Annotated in this window: 12 protein-coding genes and 1 tRNA gene; 4 read left to right on the top strand and 9 right to left on the bottom strand. The window is 75.9% G+C overall.

Annotated elements, in window-relative coordinates; translation table 11 throughout:
• Positions 1-67: 67 nt before the first annotated feature.
• The 3 genes from EAH89_RS02530 to EAH89_RS02520 form a co-directional block, all read right to left on the bottom strand.
• Positions 68-1,402 carry a uracil-xanthine permease family protein gene (locus EAH89_RS02530; RefSeq protein ID WP_140881211.1) on the bottom strand — a complete coding sequence of 445 codons (1,335 nt, stop codon included), beginning with the start codon at positions 1,400-1,402 and terminating at the stop codon, positions 68-70.
• A 116-nt stretch (positions 1,403-1,518) separates the two neighbouring features.
• Positions 1,519-2,424, bottom strand: coding sequence for a hydroxymethylglutaryl-CoA lyase (locus EAH89_RS02525; protein ID WP_140881210.1), 906 nt, complete (start codon positions 2,422-2,424; stop codon positions 1,519-1,521).
• Entirely contained in the window at positions 2,421-3,656 is a 1,236-nt protein-coding gene (locus EAH89_RS02520) for a CaiB/BaiF CoA transferase family protein (RefSeq protein ID WP_140881209.1), read from the bottom strand. Before EAH89_RS02520 ends, EAH89_RS02525 begins: the two co-directional genes overlap by 4 nt.
• Before the next feature lie 139 nt (positions 3,657-3,795).
• On the opposite strand from EAH89_RS02520, the gene hemN reads away from it, so the two are divergent.
• On the top strand, positions 3,796-5,169 hold the full coding sequence (gene hemN, locus EAH89_RS02515; RefSeq protein WP_241666826.1) for an oxygen-independent coproporphyrinogen III oxidase: 1,374 nt from the start codon (positions 3,796-3,798) through the stop codon (positions 5,167-5,169).
• A 9-nt stretch (positions 5,170-5,178) separates the two neighbouring features.
• Here hemN and EAH89_RS02510 read toward each other — a convergent pair whose 3' ends face one another.
• From EAH89_RS02510 to hrpB, 5 genes are all read right to left on the bottom strand, one after another.
• Positions 5,179-6,321 (bottom strand): YbfB/YjiJ family MFS transporter, encoded by a 1,143-nt coding sequence (locus EAH89_RS02510; protein ID WP_161993456.1) that lies wholly within the window; start codon positions 6,319-6,321, stop codon positions 5,179-5,181.
• A 4-nt stretch (positions 6,322-6,325) separates the two neighbouring features.
• Entirely contained in the window at positions 6,326-7,759 is a 1,434-nt protein-coding gene (locus EAH89_RS02505) for a sensor histidine kinase (protein ID WP_241666825.1), read from the bottom strand.
• 13 nt (positions 7,760-7,772) lie between these two features.
• Positions 7,773-8,459, bottom strand: coding sequence for a winged helix-turn-helix domain-containing protein (locus EAH89_RS02500; RefSeq protein ID WP_140881207.1), 687 nt, complete (start codon positions 8,457-8,459; stop codon positions 7,773-7,775).
• A gap of 121 nt (positions 8,460-8,580) precedes the next feature.
• Positions 8,581-9,726, bottom strand: a complete 1,146-nt coding sequence (locus EAH89_RS02495; protein WP_140881206.1) for a trypsin-like peptidase domain-containing protein — start codon at positions 9,724-9,726, stop codon at positions 8,581-8,583.
• Between the two features lie 90 nt (positions 9,727-9,816).
• On the bottom strand, positions 9,817-12,255 hold the full coding sequence (hrpB, locus tag EAH89_RS02490; RefSeq protein ID WP_140881205.1) for an ATP-dependent helicase HrpB: 2,439 nt from the start codon (positions 12,253-12,255) through the stop codon (positions 9,817-9,819).
• Between the two features lie 120 nt (positions 12,256-12,375).
• Here hrpB and EAH89_RS02485 point away from each other — a divergent pair, with 120 nt between their 5' ends.
• The 3 genes from EAH89_RS02485 to EAH89_RS02475 all read left to right on the top strand — a co-directional run bounded on the left by EAH89_RS02485 (position 12,376) and on the right by EAH89_RS02475 (position 15,556).
• On the top strand, positions 12,376-13,326 hold the full coding sequence (locus EAH89_RS02485; protein ID WP_140881204.1) for an aldo/keto reductase: 951 nt from the start codon (positions 12,376-12,378) through the stop codon (positions 13,324-13,326).
• Positions 13,327-13,387: 61 nt separating this feature from the next.
• On the top strand, positions 13,388-15,439 hold the full coding sequence (locus tag EAH89_RS02480) for a protein-disulfide reductase DsbD family protein (RefSeq protein ID WP_140881203.1): 2,052 nt from the start codon (positions 13,388-13,390) through the stop codon (positions 15,437-15,439).
• 31 nt (positions 15,440-15,470) lie between these two features.
• A tRNA-Leu gene (locus EAH89_RS02475) sits at positions 15,471-15,556 on the top strand.
• A 17-nt stretch (positions 15,557-15,573) separates the two neighbouring features.
• On the opposite strand, the gene EAH89_RS02470 is transcribed toward EAH89_RS02475, so the two are convergent.
• Positions 15,574-17,802, bottom strand: coding sequence for a putative bifunctional diguanylate cyclase/phosphodiesterase (locus EAH89_RS02470; protein ID WP_206667430.1), 2,229 nt, complete (start codon positions 17,800-17,802; stop codon positions 15,574-15,576).
• Between the last annotated feature and the right edge of the window lie 2 nt (positions 17,803-17,804).

Here is a 17,804-nt window from a genome sequence, read left to right as displayed (position 1 = left end):
GGGAGTATCCTGCGCAGGGTCGGGGAGTGCTTCATGCCGCGCCGGGGGCCGCCGCGGCAACCGGGGGTCACCGCGGCGGGCCGGCCTCGGCCTCCGCGCCGGGCATCCCGTGCGCCACCCCCACCGGCTCCCGCCGCCCGAGGCCAAGAAGCTGGTAGAGCCCGATCGCCGCGATCGTCGCCGTGCCGATCCCCGCGACCGAGAAACCGCCGACCGTCACCGTGAAGTTGCCCGAGCCGAGCACGAGCGCGGTGCCGACCGTCAGCAGGTTGCGCGGGTCGGAGAAGTCCACGCGGTTGTCGACCCAGAGCCGGATCATGGCCGCCGCGATCAGCCCGAAGACGATGACCGCAAGCCCGCCGAGCACGGGCCCCGGGATGGTCCGCAAGAGCGCCCCGAACTTCGGCGAGAAGCCGAGGGCGATCGCCGCCACCGCCGCCACGATGAAGAGAAGCGTCGAGAAGACGCGGGTCACGGCCATGACCCCCATGTTCTCGACATAGGTCGTCACCCCCGTGCCCCCGCCGAAGCCCGAGACCATGGTGGCGATGCCGTCGCCGAGGAAGCCGCGGCCGATATAGGGGTCGAGGTTGCGCCCGGTCATCGCACCGATCGCCTTGATGTGCCCGAGGTTCTCCGCGACGAGGATGAAGGCCACGGGCGCGACCAGCGCCATGGCCCCCGCCCCGAAGCGCGGCGCGCGGAAGGCGGGCAGGCCGAACCAGGGCGCGGCCGAGAGCTCCGCGAAGGAGACCGGCGGCAGCAGCCCCATGACGTTGCCGACGAGAAGGTAGAGCGCGTAGCCGGCGGCGATCCCCGCCAGGATGGAGACGCGGCGGAGCGCGAGCGGCGCGTAGACCGCGATCAGCGCCGTCGCCACCAGCGTCCCGAGCGCCACCAGGACATGCGCCCCGCTCCCCTCGATCCCCTTCACCGCCACGGGCGCGAGGTTGAGCCCGATCGCCGCCCCCACCGCGCCGGTGACCGCCGGCGGCATCAGCCGCTCCACCCAGCCCGAGCCCGTGACCATGACGAGCCCCCCGATGGCGGCGTAGAGCGCCCCCGCCGCGATGATGCCGCCCAGCGCCGGCCCGATGTCGGGGTTCGGCCCCGTGCCCGCGTAGCCCGTCACCGCGATGACGACCGCGATGAAGGAGAAGGAGGAGCCGAGGTAGCTCGGCACCCGCCCGCCGACGAGCACGAAGAAGATCAACGTGCCGATGCCCGAGAACAGGATGGCGAGGTTCGGGTCGAAGCCCATCAGCAGCGGCCCGAGGATGGTCGAGCCGGACATGGCCACCAAGTGCTGCACGCCGAGCAGGCCGGTGGTCCCCCAGGGCAGGCGCTCGTCGGGCTGGACGGTGGCGCCGCGGGCGAGCGGCCAGCGGGGGAAGAACGACATGCCGGGGCGGTTCCTTGGGTGGGGCGAGGGCCCGCATTATGCGGCGTCCCCGCCGCCCCGGGCAGGGCGCGCGCCCGTCGTTCCGCGCCCGTCCGTCCAGGCCCGGGCGGCGCGCCTCAGGCCGCCTGGCGCACCGAGGGCACGCCGCGAAGCCGCCCGCCCGGCGTGCCGCCCGGGATCTGCGCGGCAAGGTCGGCGGCCGCCAGCAGCCGGTTCCAGTCGACGCCCGTCTCCACCCCCATGCGGCGGAACAGCCAGGCCACGTCCTCGGTCGCGACGTTGCCCGTGGCGCCCGGCGCGAAGGGGCAGCCGCCCAGCCCGCCCGCCGCGGAATCGAAGATCCGCACCCCCGCCGCCCAGGCCGCGGAGACGTTGGCCACCCCCATCCCGTAGGTGTCGTGCCCGTGGAAGGCGAAGCGCAGGCCCCAGGAGCGGTGCGCGCGCTCGAAAATCCGCCGCACCTGGTCGGGGGCCGCGTTGCCGGTGGTGTCGGCCAGCGCGACCTCCATGGCGGGGTCCAGCGCGACCACGCGCTCGATCCAGTCCAGCGCCTCGCCGTCGGGCACCACGCCCTCGAAGGGGCAATGGAAGACGGTGGAGAGGTTGAAGCGAAGCTCCAGCCCGGCGGCCTTGGCATCGCGCACGATGGCCGCGAGGTCGGCGAAGGATTCCTCGCGCGTGCGGTTCAGGTTCGCCTTGTTGTGGCTCTCCGTCACCGACATGAAGAGGCCGAGCCGCTGCGCGCCCGAGGCCGCCGCCAGGTCGAAGCCGCGCCGGTTGGGCACCAGCACCGTGCACTCGAGGCCGGGCATCGCGAGCGCCGCGCGCAGCACCTCCGCCGTGTCGGCCATCTGCGGCACGGCCTTGGGCGAGACGAAGGAGCCGATCTCCATCCGCCGGATGCCGGCGTCATAGATCGCGCGCACGAGGGCGATCTTCGTCGCCGTCGGCACGAAGGGCCCGATGGACTGCAGCCCGTCGCGCGGGGCGACGTCGCTGATGATGGCGCGCGGGTTGGTCATGGCTTGGCCTCCTGCTTCAGCAGCGATTCGAAGACGTGCTCGTTGTGCGCGCCGACCGCGGGGCCGGGCCAGCGCACCATGTCGCGCGGCGCGATGCCCTGGAAGCGGAAGGGCGCGGCCGGGTGCGGCACCGTGGCGCCGATCAGCGGGTCCTCCACCGGCAGCAGCATGTCGCGCGCCTGGAAGTGCGGGTCCTCGACGCAGTCCTTCATGTCGAAGAGGCGCGAGCACGGCACCTCCACCGCCTCCAGCGCGTCCTGCGCCTCCTTGGCCGGCAGGGTGCGCGTCCAGGCCGCGATCGCCTCGTCCAGCTCGGCCGCGTTGGCGCAGCGCCCGGAGTTGCCGGCCATGCGCGGGTCGTCGGCCAAGTCCTCGCGCCCGATCCGCGTCATCAGCCGGCGGAAGATAGGGTCGGAGTTGCCCGCGACCGCCAGCCACTTCCCGTCCGCGCAGGGATAGGTGTTCGTCGGCGCCGCGCTCGGCAGGGCCGCCCCCATCGGCTGTCGCACGCGGCCGAGCAGCCCGTATTCCGGCAGCATCCCCTCCATCAGCGAGAAGACGGAGGAGACGAGGTCGAGGTCGATCACCGTCCCCTTCCCCTCCGGGCTCCGGTCCCGCCCCCAGCAGGCGGAGACGAGCGCCATCGCCGCGTACATGCCCGCGAGGTCGTCGCTGATCGAGACGCCGCAGCGGGGCGGCGGCAGGTCCGCCTGGCCGGGATTGGCGGTCAAGTGGCGCAGGCCGCCCATCGCCTCGCCGATGGCGCCGAAGGCCGGCTTGTCGCGGTAGGGCCCGTCCTGCCCGTAGCCCGAGACCCGCGCGATGACGAGGCGCGGGTTCATCGCGTGCAGCGCTTCGGGGCCGAGCCCCATCCGCTCGATCGCGCCCGGCCGCAGGTTCTCCACCAGCGCGTCGGCGCGGGCGAGCAGGGCGCGCAGCTTCTCCTTCCCCTCGGCCGTCCTGAGGTCGAGCGTGACCGAAAGCTTGTTGCGCCCGTGGATGGAGAACCACACGGCGTGCCCGTTCACCCGCGCGCCCCAGTCGCGGTGCGGGTCGCCGCCCGGCGGCTCCACCTTGATCACCTCGGCGCCGAGATCGGCCAGCAGCCGGGTCGCGAAGGGCGCCGCGATGTAGTGGCCGAGCTCCACCACCCGCAGCCCCGTCAGCGGCAGGCGCGGATCCTCCCTCGGCGCCTCGGGCGGGGGCGTCCCGGGCTTGGCCTCGTCCGGCATCGGCGTCTCTCCCTGATCGGCGGGGATGTTCCCCGGCGCGGGGGCGCTGGCAAGGGGGCGCGGGCGCGGACCCGCGCGGCGGGGCCCGCCGGCCCTTTGCGCTAGATCAAGGTTGCGGGAGCCGCGCGCGGCTACGCCCATGGCCATGACCGCCGCCCCCGCCCCCTCCCGCGCGCTGCTCGCCCTCGCCGAGGCCAAGGTGCCGCGCTACACGAGCTACCCCACGGCCGCGCAGTTCGGCCCGCTGGACGAGGCCACCTACCGCGGCTGGCTGCGCGACGGCGTCCGCGCCGGCGACCCGCTCTCGATCTACCTTCACGTCCCCTACTGCCGGGACCTCTGCTGGTACTGCGCCTGCCACGCCAAGCCGACCCGCTCCGAGGCGCGGATCGACGCCTTCGCCGCGGCCCTGGAGGGCGAGGCGGACCTCCTGGCGGCAGCGCTGCCCGAGCACGGCGGCGTCGCGCACCTGCATCTCGGCGGCGGCACCCCCTCCATCCTCGGCCCCGTGCGGATGCGCACCCTCGTGAACGGCCTCTTCGCGCGCTTCGGCCTCCGCCCCGGCGCGGAGCTGGCGATCGAGCTCGACCCCCGCCTGCTCGACGACGACATGGTCACGACCCTGGCCGAGCTCGGCTTCACCCGGGCGAGCCTCGGCGTGCAGGACATCTCGCCCGAGGTCCAGGCGCGGATCGGCCGGACGCAGCCCTCCGAGATGGTCGCCATCGCCGTGGAGCGCCTCCGCCGGGCGGGCTTCTCCGGCGTGAACCTCGACCTCATGTACGGACTGCCCGGCCAGACCGTGGACCACGTGGAGCGGAGCGCGCGCTTCGCCGCCTGGCTCGGCGTCGACCGGATCGCGGTCTTCGGCTACGCGCACGTCGCCTGGATGAAGCCGAACCAGCGCGCCCTCGACGCCACCGCCCTGCCGGGCGCCGAGGCGCGGATGGAGCAGGCCGAGGCCGCCGAGAGGGTGCTCACCCGCGCCGGCTACGCGGCGCTGGGCCTCGACCACTTCGCCGCCCCCGGCGACCCCCTGGCCCGCGCCGCGGCCGAGGGCCGGCTGCGGCGGAACTTCCAGGGCTACACCACGGACGACGCGCCCGTGCTGCTCGGCCTCGGCCCCTCGGCTATCGGCAGCCTGCCCGGCGGCCTCGCGGGCAACATCCTCGACGAGCGCAATCACGCCGATGCCGTGGCGGAGGGCCGCCTGCCCATCGCCCGCGGCGTCGCGATCACGCCGGAGGACCGCGCCCGCGGCGCCCTCATCGAGCGCCTGATGTGCGACTTCGCCCTCGACCTCGCCGCCCCGGCCACGGCGGCCGTGCCGCTCGAGCCGATCCTGCGCGAGGCGATCGCGGCCATGGCGCCGCTGGAGGCGCAGGGCTTGGTCGAGATCCGGCCCGGCCGCCTGACCGTGACGCCCGCCGGCCGCCGCTTCGTGCGCCAGGTCGCGGCCTGCTTCGACGCCCATCTCGCGCCCTCGCCGCAGCGGCACTCCGCGGCGGTCTGAGGCGCGCCCTCACCCCCGCCGGAGCGCGACGAGCAGCCCGGCGAGGCTGAGCAGCAGCCCCGCCAGGAAGACCGGCGCGTGGGCGTCGCCGGCGAGGGCGAAGAGCCAGGCCAGGCCGTAGCCCGTGGCGGCCTGCGCGCCCGCGTAGAGCGCCGTCGCGCGCGACCAGTGCCGCGGCGTCGCCGGCCCCGTCATGGAGCGGAGCCGCGCCAGGGCGACCGCGGAGATCCCGACCCCCGAGAAGCCCGAGAGGAGCGAGGCCAGCGGCACCGCCGCCGGGTGCGGCAGCAGCGCCGCGGCGAGCGCCGCGACCTGCACCCCCAGCCAGAGCGGCATGGCCCGCGGCCCCAGCCGATCGGTCGCGAGCCCGCCGGCGAGCGTCCCGCCGAGGGCGCCGAGGCCGAAGAGCCCCCAGACCAGCCCGGCCGCCGCCACGCCGAGCCCGTGCCCCCGCGCGGCGAGGTCGCCGAGATAGACCATCGGCGCCGCCATGCCGGCCGCCGAGAGGGTATAGGCGAGGACGAGCATCCCCACCCCCGCCGGCGCCGCCACCGGGGCCTCCCCGGCGACGGGCCGCGGCAGGGCCGGCGGGTCCGGCCAGCGCGGATGCGCGAAGGCCCAGAGCGCCGCGACCGCGAGGCCGAGCCCCGCCCAGGTCGCCGCGAGCCCCCCGGCGCCCACCAGCACGGGCACGAGGAGGGAGGCCAGCATCACCCCCGAGCCCACCCCGCCGAGCACCAGCCCGCCCGCGCGCCCGCGGCGGGAGGGCTCGGTCACCGCCTGCACCGCGGGGCCGATCAGCGCCATGGTGACGCCCCCCGCCAGCCCCGCCGCCGCGCGCCAGAGGGCCAGCCAGGGGAAGCCGAGATGCAGCGCGCAGGCGAGGAAGGACAGCGCCGCCAGCCCCATCCCCGCGTCCAGCGCCCGCCGCGTGCCGAGCCGCGCCCCCACCCGCGGCCCGATCAGCGCGCCCGCGAGGTAGCCCGTGAAGTTCACCGCCCCCAGCGCCCCCGCCTCCCCGCCCCCCACCCAGCCGGCAGCGACGAGGGCGGGGAAGAGGGGCACGTAGCCGAAGCGCGCGAGGCCGATGACGGCGCAGAGCGCGGCCGCCCCGGCCAGCGCCGCGGAAAGGGACGGGTTGCGCTTCCCCACCCCCTCAGGCCTCGGCCGCGGGCGCGACGTCGGCCGGCAGGACGAGGGTGGCCGAGAGGCCCGGCGGCACCGCGCCCGGATGGGTGTCCTCCAGCACCAGCTCCCCCCCGTGCAGCCCCGCCACCGCGCGGACGAGCGAGAGGCCGAGCCCGTAGCCCGGCGTCGCCCGCGCGCTGTCGGCCCGGAAGAACCGCTCCCCGGCCCGCGCCCGGTCCGCCGGGGAGAGCCCCGGCCCCTCGTCCGCCACGGTGATCCGGAGAGACCCCTCCGACACGCCCGCCAGGAGCCGGATGGTGCTTCCGGCCGGGGAGAACTTCACGGCGTTGTCGAGGAGGTTGGCGACCGCCTGGAGCAGCAGGTCGCGGTCGCCCGTCATCGGCAGCGCCTCCGGCAGCTCGGCCGCCAGCGCCGCCCCGCGCGCCTCGGCGAGCACCTCGTAGAGCTCGGCGGCGTCGGCCAGCAGCGGCGTGAGGTCGAGGGCGGCGAAGGCCGCGCGCCGCGCCCCCGCCTCGGCCTCCGTGATGCGCAGCACCGCCTGGAAGATCCGCGTCATCCCGTCGAGGTCGGCCAGCCCCGTCTCGATGGCGCGCCGCATCGTCTCGGCATCGCCGTCCAGCGCCTCCTCCAGGCGCCCGCGCGCCCGCGCCACGGGGGTGCGCAGGTCGTGCGCGATGGCGTCGGACACGCCGCGGACGCCGGCCATCAGCGTGCCGATGCGGTCCAGCATGGCGTTCAGCGCCCGCCCCAGCCGGTCGAACTCGTCCTCGCGGCCCGAGAGCGGCACGCGCTGGGTGAGGTCGCCCTGGGCGATGGACGTCACCGTCTCGGCGGCCGGGCGGAGGCGGGACTGCAGCGCCCGCCGCAGCAGCAGCGCGCCGATGAGGGCGATGAGGCAGGAGGCGCTGGCCGCCCAGCCGAGGCCCCGCCCGAGCAGCTCGCGCAGCCGCAGCCGCTCCTCCACGTCGCGCCCGACGATCAGCCGGTCCCCGTTGGGCAGGTCCGCGCGGTAGAGCCGCGCCTCCGTCAGCGAGCCCTCCCGCACCAGCGGCGCGCGCAGCCAGCGCAGCGGCTCCCCCTCCGGCGGCGGCCCGTCGAGCTCGTCCGGCGTCGCGTCGAGGTTGCCCGCGATCTGGCGGCCCGTGGAATCAGTCAGGCGGTAGAGGTCCTGCGCGTCGCCGTCGCGCAGCAGGCGGAAGGCGATCGCCTCCTCCACCCCCTCGCGCCCGGCCTGGCGGAAGCGCTGCACGAGGGCCGCGACGTCGGCGCGGATGGCCGCGTCCGTCTGCCGGTCCAGCCCGCCCGCCGTGTTCCACCAGACGATGCCCGCGAAGGCGACGCCGCCGAGGAGGAACATGACGGCGAAGAAGACCGCGAAGCGGAACCCCGCGCTGTCCACCAGGCGGGGGACGGGAGCGCGGCGGATCTGCCCGGCGACCACGGCCGCGCGCCCCTTAGGCGGCGTCCTCCGCCCGGATCATGTAGCCGGCGTTGCGGATGGTGTGGATGAGCGGCTTGTCAAAGCCGCGGTCGAGCTTCTGGCGCAGCCGCGAGACGTGCACGTCGATGACGTTCGTCTGTGGGTCGAAGTGGTAGTCCCAAACCTTCTCGAGCAGCATCGTGCGCGTCACCACCTGCCCCGCGTGGCGCATCAGGTGCTCGAGCAGCCGGAACTCGCGGGGCTGCACGTCGATCCGCTTGCCGCCCCGCGTGACGGAGCGCGACAGCAGGTCCAGCTCCAGGTCCGCCACCCGAAGCCGCGTCGCCGGCACCTCGGCGGCGGGGCGCCGCCCCAGCGCCTCCACGCGGGCGAGGAGCTCGGCGAAGGCGAAGGGCTTGGTGAGGTAGTCGTCGCCCCCCGCCTTCAGCCCGCGCACCCGCTCGTCGACCGAGGAAAGGGCCGTCAGGAACAGCACGGGGGTGCGGTTCTCCTGCCCCCGCAGCGTCTCCACCAGGCGCAGCCCGTCGACGCCCCCCGGCAGCATGCGGTCGATCACCAGCAGGTCGAAGGGCTCGCCGGCGGCGGCGAAGAGGCCGTCGCGCCCGTTGTCGCGGTGCTCGACGGCGTGGCCGGCCTCGGTCAGGCCGCGGCGGACGAAGCGGGCGACCTCGGGGTCGTCCTCGACGAGGAGGATACGCATGGTGGTCCTTGTTCTATCCCGGGCGTGATCGGCCCGGGACGGCTTCCCGCCGGAGATTCCCGCCTTTCTTGGAAGACCGCGGCAGGACTGTCCAGCACCGGGGCATCGGCCCCGCCCCGCCCTACTGCGGCTGGACCGCCGCCGCGGTCCCCGGCGGGCGCCGCCCGACCTGCACGTTCACGTCCTGCCCGCGCCCCTCGCGCGTCAGCGTCAGCCGCACGCTCTGCCCGGGGGCCACGCCCGCGATGCTGCGGATGAGGGCGCGGGAGCTCTCGATCCGCTCCCCGTTCAGCCCCGTGACGAGGTCGCCTGCCCGCAGCCCGGCCCGAGCGGCGGGGGAGTTGCGCTCCACCCCCTGGATCTGCACGCCGCGCCGGCCCCGCGGCGCGTCCGGGTTCACGTCCTGCACGGCGACGCCGAGCCAGCCGCGCTCCACCCGCCCGTCCCGCCGGAGCTGGTCGATCACCCCGCGCGCGAGGTCGGACGGCGTCGCGAAGCCGATGCCCGCGCTGGCGCCGGATGGGGAGTAGATGGCGGTGTTGATGCCGATCACCTCGCCGGCCGTGTTGAACAGCGGCCCGCCGGAATTGCCGGGGTTGATGGCGGCGTCGGTCTGGATGAAGTCGTCGAAGGGCCCCGCGCCGATCTCGCGCCCGCGGGCCGAGACGATGCCCGTGGTGACCGTGCCGCCGAGGCCGAAGGGATTGCCGGCGGCCATCACCCACTGCCCGACCCGCACGGGCGAGCTGCCCCAGGGCACGGCCGTCAGCGGCGCCCGCGTCTCGATGCGCAGCAGGGCGAGGTCCGTCAGCTCGTCCGTGCCCACCACGCGCGCCGGGTGCTCCGTTCCGTCCTGCAGCGAGACGACGACGCGCGCCGCCGAGCCGACGACGTGGTTGTTCGTCACCACGAAGCCGGAGGGGTCGATGACGAAGCCCGAGCCCGCGCCCTGCACTTGCTGGCGCCCGCGCCGCTCCCGGAAGTAGCGCTCGAAGGGCGTGCCGCGCAGCTCCGGCGGGATCTGGGTCGTCTGCTCCCCCGTCACCGCGATGTTCACCACCGCCGGCAGCACGGCCTGGGCGAGGTCGGCGAAGTCCGGCAGCACGGTCATGCGCGGAGTGGCGGGGACGGACTGGGCCCGCGCGTCCAGCGGCGTGCAGCCGGGCGCGGCCGCCAGGGCGGCGAGCCCGAGCAGGGCGCCGCGGCGGGCGAGGCGCGAGGAGTGAATCGCCGGCGGCGCGGGGAACGTGGTGGTGGGCTCGGGCATGCGGTCTATCGGCTCTCCGGCGAGTCGGCGGGGACGGTCTTCCCATAGAGGGGGAAGGATAAGGGGGTGTTCAAGGTCTCGCGAGGCGCCTCACCCGCCCGCGGAGGGATCCTCCGGCCAGGCGTGGCGCGGGTAGCGCCCCCGCATCTCCCGCCGCACCTCCGCCCAGCCGCCCCGCCAGAAACCCGGCAGGTCCGAGGTGACCGCGATGGGCCGCCCGGCCGGCGAGAGGAGCGAGACCTGCAGCGGCACGCGCCCGCCCATCAGCCGCGGCGCGGCGGCGAGGCCGAAGAGGTGCTGCGCCCGCGCCTCGATCGCCGGCACCTCGCGGTCGTAGTCGATGGCGGCGCTGCGGCCCTCCGGCAGATCCACCCGGGGCGGCAGCTCGGCGTCCAGCCGCCGGCGCAGCTCCCAGGGCACCAAGGATTGCAGCACCGCCGCCGCGTCCAGCCCGCGCAGCTCCGCCAGGCGGGACTTCCCGTGCAGGTGCGGCGCCAGCCATTCCTCGGCCGTCGCGGCCAGCGCCGCGTCGGACACCTCCGGCCAGGGCGCGCCCTCCGTCGCGCGGGCCCAGCGCAGGCGCGCGCGGAGCGCCACCGCCGCCTTCGTCCAGTCGAGGTCGCGGAAGCCGCGCGACGCCGCGGCGCGGGCCAGCGCCCCCGCGACGAGGGCGGGGTCGGCGTGGGGAAGCGTCGCCTCCTCCAGCACCAGCGGCCCGAAGCGCAGCCGCCGGCGGGCGACGACGGCGTTCGCCCGCGCGTCGAACTCCGTCACCTCCTCGCGCACGAAGCGCTCGGGGAAGCGCGCCTCCAGCACCGCGCGGTCGAGCGGCGCCGCCATGCGGATGCGGGACTCCGTTCCCTGCAGCTCGAGCGCCGCGACGGCCAGCAGCGCGGACTTGCGCAGCGGGTCGGTCGCGGCCAGCCGTGCCCCCTGGCCGGAGGCGAGGCGGTAGGCCCCCTCCATCGTGCCCCGCCGCGCCGCGATGCGGTCCGGGAAGCCCGCCGCCAGCAGCGCCGCGGGATCGCCCTCCGGCTCCGTCCGCTCGGGCACGGAGAGGCGGCGCCGATGAAGCTGCGCGGTGCGGCGGATGCGCTGGACGGCGCCGCGGTCGGCCTCCGGGTGGTCGCCCCCGCGCAGCAGGTCGAGCCGCAGGTGCAGGTCGGTCGGCGCCTCGCGGTTGCGGATGGGGTCGCGCTCCTCCAGCAGCGCGGCGAGGTCCGCGGCCAGCGCGCCCTCGCCGGGCGTGCGGGTCTCCACCATCACGCGGGCGAGCCGGGGATGGGCGCCGAGGCGGGCCATGCGCCGCCCGGTCGCGGTGATCCGCCCCTCCCCGTCCAGCGCGTCGAGGTCGTGCAGCAGGGCGCGCGCCGCCGCCAGCGCCCCCTCGGGCGGGGGGTCGAGGAAGGACAGCGCGCGGGGATCGGCGCCCCAGGCCGCGCAGTCGAGGGCGAGGCCCGAGAGCTCCGCCTCCAGCATCTCCGGCCGGTTCGCGATCGGCAGGCCGCGGTGCAGCGCCTCCGTCCAGAGGCGGATGGCGACGCCCGGCTCGGTCCGCCCCGCGCGACCCGCCCGCTGCTCGGCGGCGGCGCGGGAGATGCGGACGGTGGCCAGCCGGGTCAGCCCCGTGGCCGCGTCCAGCCGCGGCGCGCGCCGGAAGCCGCCGTCGACGACGATCCGCACCCCCGGCACGGTCAGCGAGGTCTCGGCGATGGAGGTCGCCAGCACCACCTTCCGGCGCGCGGAGGGGTTCAGCGCCCGGTCCTGCTCGGCCGGCGGCATCTCGCCGTGCAGCGGCAGCACCTCCGCCTCGATGCCGGACAGCCGCTCGGCCGTGCGCCGGATCTCGCCCCAGCCCGGCAGGAAGGCGAGGACGTCTCCCGGGTGCGCCCGCAGCGCCTCGCGGATGGCGCCCGCCATGGCCTCGGGCAGGTCGCGCGGTTCCTTGATGTCGCGCGGGCGGTGGTGGACAACGACCGGGAAGGCCCGCCCCGCGCTCTCGATCAGCGGCGCGTCGAGCAGCGCCCCGAAGCCCGCGGCGTCGAGCGTGGCGGACATCGCGACCAGCCGGATCTCCGGCCGCAGCGCCCGCTGCATGTCGAGGCAGAGCGCGAGGCCGAGATCGGTGTCGATGTGCCGCTCGTGCGCCTCGTCGAACAGCACGGCCGAGACGCCCGCGAGATCCGGGTCCGATTGCAGGCGCCGCACGAGCAGCCCCTCCGTCACCACCTCGATCCGCGTGCGGTCGGACACCGCGCGGTCGAGGCGCGTGGAGAGCCCGACCAGGCCGCCCGGCGCCCCCTCCCCCGCCAGCTCCGCCATGCGCCGCGCCGCCGCCCGCGCCGCGACGCGCCGGGGCTCGAGCACGAGGATCTTCCCGGTGGCCCAGGGCTCGTCCAGCAGGGTGAGCGGCACGATGGTCGTCTTGCCCGCGCCGGGCGGGGCGACGAGCACGGCGTTGGAGCCCGCCCGCAGCGCCGCGAGCAGGGCGGGAAGGGCCTCGGCGACGGGAAGTTCGGGAAGCTGCATCGTGCCCGCGGTCTCGGCGGAGCGGCACGGCTTGTCAAACGCCGCCCCGCCACCCCATCGCCCCTGGGCAGGGCGGGGCCCGCCGCCCACCTTGGGGCCTGCACCACGAAGGACCATCCCATGCAGTTGCGCGCGCTCGGCCGGACCGGCCTGGAGATCGCCCCCCTCGTCTTCGGCGGCAACGTCTTCGGCTGGACCGCGGATGAGGCGACCAGCTTCTCCCTGCTGGACGGCTTCGTGGACGCCGGGCTGAACGCCATCGACACGGCGGACGTCTATTCCCGCTGGGCGCCGGGCCACCAAGGCGGCGAGTCCGAGGCGATCATCGGCCGCTGGCTGCGCGCTAACCCCGGCAAGCGCGAGAAGGTCCTCCTCCTCACCAAGGTCGGCATGGACATGGGGGAAGACCGCAAGGGCCTCTCGCCCCGCTGGATCGAGCGCGCGGTGGAGGATTCGCTCCGCCGCCTCGGCACGGACCGCATCGACCTTTACCAGTCCCACGCCTTCGACGCGGCCACGCCGCAGGAGGAGACGCTGCGGGCCTACGAGGCGCTGATCCAGGCCGGCAAGGTCCGCGCCATCGGCTGCTCGAACTTCGACGCGGCCCAGCTCTCGCAGGCGCTGGAGACCGCGCGCGCGAAGGGCCTGCCCCGCTACGAGAGCCTGCAGCCGCAGTACAACCTCTACGACCGCGCGGGCTTCGACGGCCCGCTCCGCGACCTCGCGATCCGCGAGGGGATCGGCGTGATCACCTACTTCAGCCTGGCTTCCGGCTTCCTCTCCGGAAAGTACCGCTCGAAGGCCGATATCGAGGGTCGCGCCCGCGGCGGGCGGGTGGAGAAGTACCTCAACGACCGGGGCATGCGGATCCTCGCCGCGCTGGACGAGGTGGCCGGGCGCCGCGGCGCCAAGCCGGCCGAGGTAGCCCTCGCCTGGGTCATCGCGCGGGAGGGCGTGACCGCCCCCATCGCGAGCGCGACGAGCCGGCCGCAGCTCGAGAGCCTCGTCCGCGCCGTGCACCTCGCCCTGCCGCCCGAGGACATCGCGGCGCTGGACGCGGCGAGCGGCTGATGCCCCGCCCGGTCCGCGCCGGGCGTTGCGGCGGGCGCCGCATCGGCCCTATGCCGTGCTGATGCGCGCCCTCCTCCTGCTGCTGGCGGCCCTGCTGCTGCCCGGCGCCGCCCGCGCGGCCGAGAGCGCCGCCGTGGCCTCCCCCCGCGCGCGCGTGACGCTGGTGACCGAGGCGGCGGCGGTCGCGCCCGGCCAGCCCTTCCGCCTCGCGCTGCGCCAGGTGCTGGCGCCGGGCTGGCACACCTACTGGACCAACCCGGGCGACGCCGGGGAGGCGCCCTCGCTCGAGCTCTCCCTGCCCGACGGCGGCACGGCCGGCCCCCTGGCCTTCCCCGCGCCCACCCGCATTCCCTACGGTCCGCTGGTGAACTTCGGCTACCTCGGCGAGGCCGTCTTCCCTCTCACGGTCACCCCGCCCGAGGGCATCGCGCCCGGGCGCCTCCTCACGATCGAGGGCACCGCGCGCTGGCTCGTCTGCGCCGACCTCTGCATCCCCGAGGAGGGCTCCTTCCGCCTCGACCTGCCCGTGGAGGCCGCGCCGCGGCCTGACCCGGCGGCAGCGAGCCTCTTCCGCGCCGCCGAGGGCGCCCTGCCCCGCCCCTCCCCCTTCGCGGTCCGCGCGGGCTTCGACGGCGGGCGCGGCGCCGTCGAGCTCTCCGGCCCCGGCCTCGCCCCGGCCTCGGTGCGCAACGCCTTCTTCTTCCCCGACGAGCCCGGCCTGATCGACAACGCCGCCCCCCAGCCTCTCTCGCTGCGGGACGGCGCGCTCGTGCTCTCGCTCAAGCGCGGGGCGGCGGCGGTGCCGGCGGCGGTCTCGGGCGTGGTCGCCCTCACCGACGCGGCCGGGGTGCGTAGCGCCTACACGGTCTCCGCCGCGCCCGGCCCGGTGCCGGAGGCCGGCGCGGGCCTCCTGCGGGTGGTGTTCTGGGCCGCGCTCGGCGGGCTCATCCTCAACCTCATGCCCTGCGTCTTCCCCGTGCTGGCGATGAAGGCGATGGGCCTCGCGCGCCTCTCCGGCGCCCCGCGCGCGGCGGTGCGGGCGGAGGCGCTGGCCTATGTGGCGGGCGTGGTCGCGGCCTTCCTCGCCATCGGCGGCGCCCTCGTGGCCGCGCGGCTGGCGGGCTCGGCGGCGGGCTGGGGCTTCCAGTTCACGGCGCCCGCCTTCGTCGCCGGCCTCGCCTGGCTGATGCTGGCGGTGGGGCTGAACCTGTCCGGCGTCTTCGCGGTGGGCGGCCCCTCCGGCGGCGGGCGGACGGGCAGCTTCGGCGCCGGCGCGCTGGCCGTGGTGGTGGCGACGCCCTGCACGGCCCCCTTCATGGCCGCGGCCCTGGGCGCGGCGCTGGCCCTGCCGCCGGCCGCGTCGCTGGCCGTCTTCGGCGCCATGGGCCTCGGCATGGCCGCGCCCCACGCGCTGCTCGCGGCCTTCCCCAGCCTCGCCCGCCTCCTGCCCCGCCCCGGCGCCTGGATGGAGCGGCTGCGCGGCGTCCTCGCCTTCCCGATGTACGCGGCGGCGGCCTGGCTCGCCTGGGTGGTCATGGTGCAGGCGGGGCCGGAGGGCGCCGCCTGGGTGCTGGCCGGTGCCGTGCTGGTGGGCTTCGCGGCCTGGGCCCTCGGCGCCGCTCAGGCGGCCTCGGCCAAGGGGGCACGGGTCGGGCGCGGCGCGGCGGCGCTGGCGCTGCTGGCGGCGCTCGCCCTCCTTCCCCAGGTCTCGCGCGGGGCGCCGCCCGTGGCCGAGGCGGGCGGCGAGGCCTGGTCCGCCGCGCGCGTCGCGGCGCTGCGGGCGGAGGGCCGCCCGGTCTTCGTGAACCTGACGGCGGCCTGGTGCATCACCTGCCGCGTGAACGAGCGCGTGGCCCTCGACACCGCCGCCACCCGCGCCGCCTTCGCGCGGGAGGGCGTGGCCCTGCTGACCGGGGACTGGACCCGCGGCGACCCCGCCATCTCCGCCCTCCTGCGGGAGAGCGGGCGCGACGGGGTGCCGCTCTACCTCCTCTACCCCGCGGGCGGCGGCGCCCCCGTGGTGCTGCCGCAGATCCTGACGGAGCGGATGCTGATCGAGGCGGTCTCCGGCGCCGGGGGCGCCGCGCGCGTGGCGGCCCGCCCGGCGGCGTGACGGACCGGCTGGGCGCGCTATGATGCGGCGGCCCCCCTTGGCGGAACGGTAGACGCAGGCGACTTAAAATCGCTCACCCGCAGGGGTGTGCCGGTTCGAATCCGGCAGGGGGGACCATTCCGGGGCGAAGCGCGTCACGCGCGAGCCGCCGCCCCGCCGGACGGTGCCGCCTCGGCCCGCCCTTCCCCGGCGTTGTCGACGACCAGCAGGGGGCCGCGCGCCGCCGCGTCCCTTGCCATGGGATGGGCCGCGATGATGGCCGGCACGTCCCGCACCGGCCGGGGCTGGCTGAACAGGTAGCCCTGCAGCTCGTCGCATCCCTCGACCTCCAGGATGCCGCGCTGCTCCGCCGTCTCCACCCCTTCGGCGAGGACGTTCATGCCCAGCGCCTTCCCCAGCCCCACCACCGCGCGGATGATCTCGATGCTGCCCTTCTCCCCGCCGAGGTTGCGCACGAAGCTCTGGTCGATCTTGATCTTGTCGAAGGGGAAGCGGCGCAGGTAGCTGAGGCTGGAATAGCCGGTGCCGAAGTCGTCCATGGAGATGCGGACGCCGAGGTCGTGCAGCCGGTGCAGCACGCCGAGCGTCGCGTCGTTGTCCTGCAGCAGCACGGACTCCGTGATCTCCAGCTCGAGGCGGCTCGCCGCCAGCCCGGCCGAGGCCAGCGCCTGCTCGACCTCCTGCACCAGGTGGCCGTTGACGAACTGCACGGGCGAGAGGTTGATCGCGATCCGGACGTGCCCGGGCCATCCGGCCGCGTCGGCGCAGGCCTTGCGCAGGACCCAGGCGCCGATGGCCCGGATGAGGCCGATCTCCTCCGCGAGCGGGATGAACTCGGCCGGCGAGATCATCCCGCGCTCGGGGTGGTGCCAGCGCAGCAACGCCTCGAAGCCCGTCAGCACCCCCCCGCGCGCCTCGATCAGCGGCTGGTAATGGACCTCGAACTGCTCCTCCGCGATGGCGCGGCGCAGGTCGATCTCCGCCTGCCGCCGCTTCTGGATCTCGGTGTCCATCTCCGGCTCGAAGAGGCGCCACGTCCCCCGCCCCGCGGCCTTGGCGCGGTAGAGGGCGATGTCGCCGTTCCGCAGCAGCTCGTCCGCCGTGCCCATCCCCTCGTCGGCCAGCACGACGCCGATGCTGGTGCCGATCTCGACCCATTGGCCCTGCAGGTCGAAGGGCTCCCGCAGCGCCTCCACCAGGCGATCGGCCAGCGCCGCCGCGCTCTGCGGCTGCTCCGCCCCCACCTGGACGATGGCGAACTCGTCGCCCCCGAGCCGCGCGACGAGGTCGGTCTCGCGCGTGCTGTCGCGCAGGCGCCGGGAGACGGCGCGGAGCAGCTCGTCCCCCGCGGGGTGGCCGAGCGTGTCGTTCACCCCCTTGAAGCCGTCCAGGTCGAGGCAGAGCACGGCCAGAGGTTCCCCGCGGCGCAGGCGCGGCAGGACGCGCTCCATGTGCTCGCGGAACAGCACGCGGTTGGGCAGGCCGGTGAGCGCATCGTGCCGCGCCATGTGCGACAGCCGCTCGCCGGACCGCTTGCGCTCCGTAACGTCCTCGAAGGTGGCGACCCAGCCCTCGCCAGCGACGGCCTGACGCGAGATCTGGATCACGCGCCCGTCCGCCAGCTCGTGCGTGCCGCCGTCCTGCTCGTCGGGCCGCTGCGGGTCGGGCGGCACGAACAGCCGGCCCAGGTGGTGGCCCGGCAGCAGCCCGGACGCGGCCGCGCCCGCGGCGGGCGCGCCGAACATCGCGACGAAGCGCCGGTTGTGCACCACCAGCCGGTGCCGGGCGTCGAACAGGCACAGCCCCTGCGTCATGTTGTCGAGCGCGGCCTGGAAGCGCGCGCTCTCGGTGGACAGCCTGAGCAGGGTCTGGTCCAGCACGCGGAGCGGCAGCAGGCGCACCGTCAGCCAGGCCAGCAGGCCCAGGACGGAGCTGACCACGGCCACGAGGCCCGTGCTGACCAGCAGGGGGCGCTGGGTCGTCTCCGCCTCCAGCCAGGCGACGGTCTCGCCGCGGACCACGATCGGCTGCCGGACCATCTGCACCGGGAACGGCAGGTCGCCCGCCTCCTGCAGGACCACCTTTCCCGTGAGATCGACGATGCGCTGGCGCACCCGCTCGCCCCGCTCGTCGGGCAGCTCGATCATCTCGGCCAGGCGCACCTGCTGGTACTGCCACAGGCGCTCGTAGGTGAAGATGTACTTCGCGGCGCGGCCCGCGCTCAGGCTTGCCTTGAAGCCGAGCGCCGCGGCGGCGTCGGAGGAGCGGACCGCGAAGTACCCCACCGGCACCGCGAGCGCCGTCACCAGGGCGACGAGCAGGCCGATCCCGCTGACGAGGTTCCGGATATGGGGCAGGCGCACGG

Source organism: Muricoccus nepalensis, assembly GCF_006438825.1.
Taxonomy (GTDB): Bacteria; Pseudomonadota; Alphaproteobacteria; order Acetobacterales; family Acetobacteraceae; genus Roseomonas; species Roseomonas nepalensis.
This window is presented reverse-complemented; position numbering and strand designations above follow the sequence as displayed.

Bases quoted from the DNA above. Each gene is read 5' to 3' on its own strand.
- EAH89_RS02485 (WP_140881204.1), top strand. From the start codon at position 12,376: ATGCAGTTGCGCGCGCTCGGCCGGACCGGCCTGGAGATCGCCCCCCTC.
- EAH89_RS02480 (WP_140881203.1), top strand. From the start codon at position 13,388: ATGCGCGCCCTCCTCCTGCTGCTGGCGGCCCTGCTGCTGCCCGGCGCC.
- EAH89_RS02495 (WP_140881206.1), bottom strand. From the start codon at position 9,726: ATGCCCGAGCCCACCACCACGTTCCCCGCGCCGCCGGCGATTCACTCC.
- hemN (WP_241666826.1), top strand. From the start codon at position 3,796: ATGGCCATGACCGCCGCCCCCGCCCCCTCCCGCGCGCTGCTCGCCCTC.
- EAH89_RS02500 (WP_140881207.1), bottom strand. From the start codon at position 8,459: ATGCGTATCCTCCTCGTCGAGGACGACCCCGAGGTCGCCCGCTTCGTC.
- EAH89_RS02520 (WP_140881209.1), bottom strand. From the start codon at position 3,656: ATGCCGGACGAGGCCAAGCCCGGGACGCCCCCGCCCGAGGCGCCGAGG.
- EAH89_RS02530 (WP_140881211.1), bottom strand. From the start codon at position 1,402: ATGTCGTTCTTCCCCCGCTGGCCGCTCGCCCGCGGCGCCACCGTCCAG.
- hrpB (WP_140881205.1), bottom strand. From the start codon at position 12,255: ATGCAGCTTCCCGAACTTCCCGTCGCCGAGGCCCTTCCCGCCCTGCTC.
- EAH89_RS02525 (WP_140881210.1), bottom strand. From the start codon at position 2,424: ATGACCAACCCGCGCGCCATCATCAGCGACGTCGCCCCGCGCGACGGG.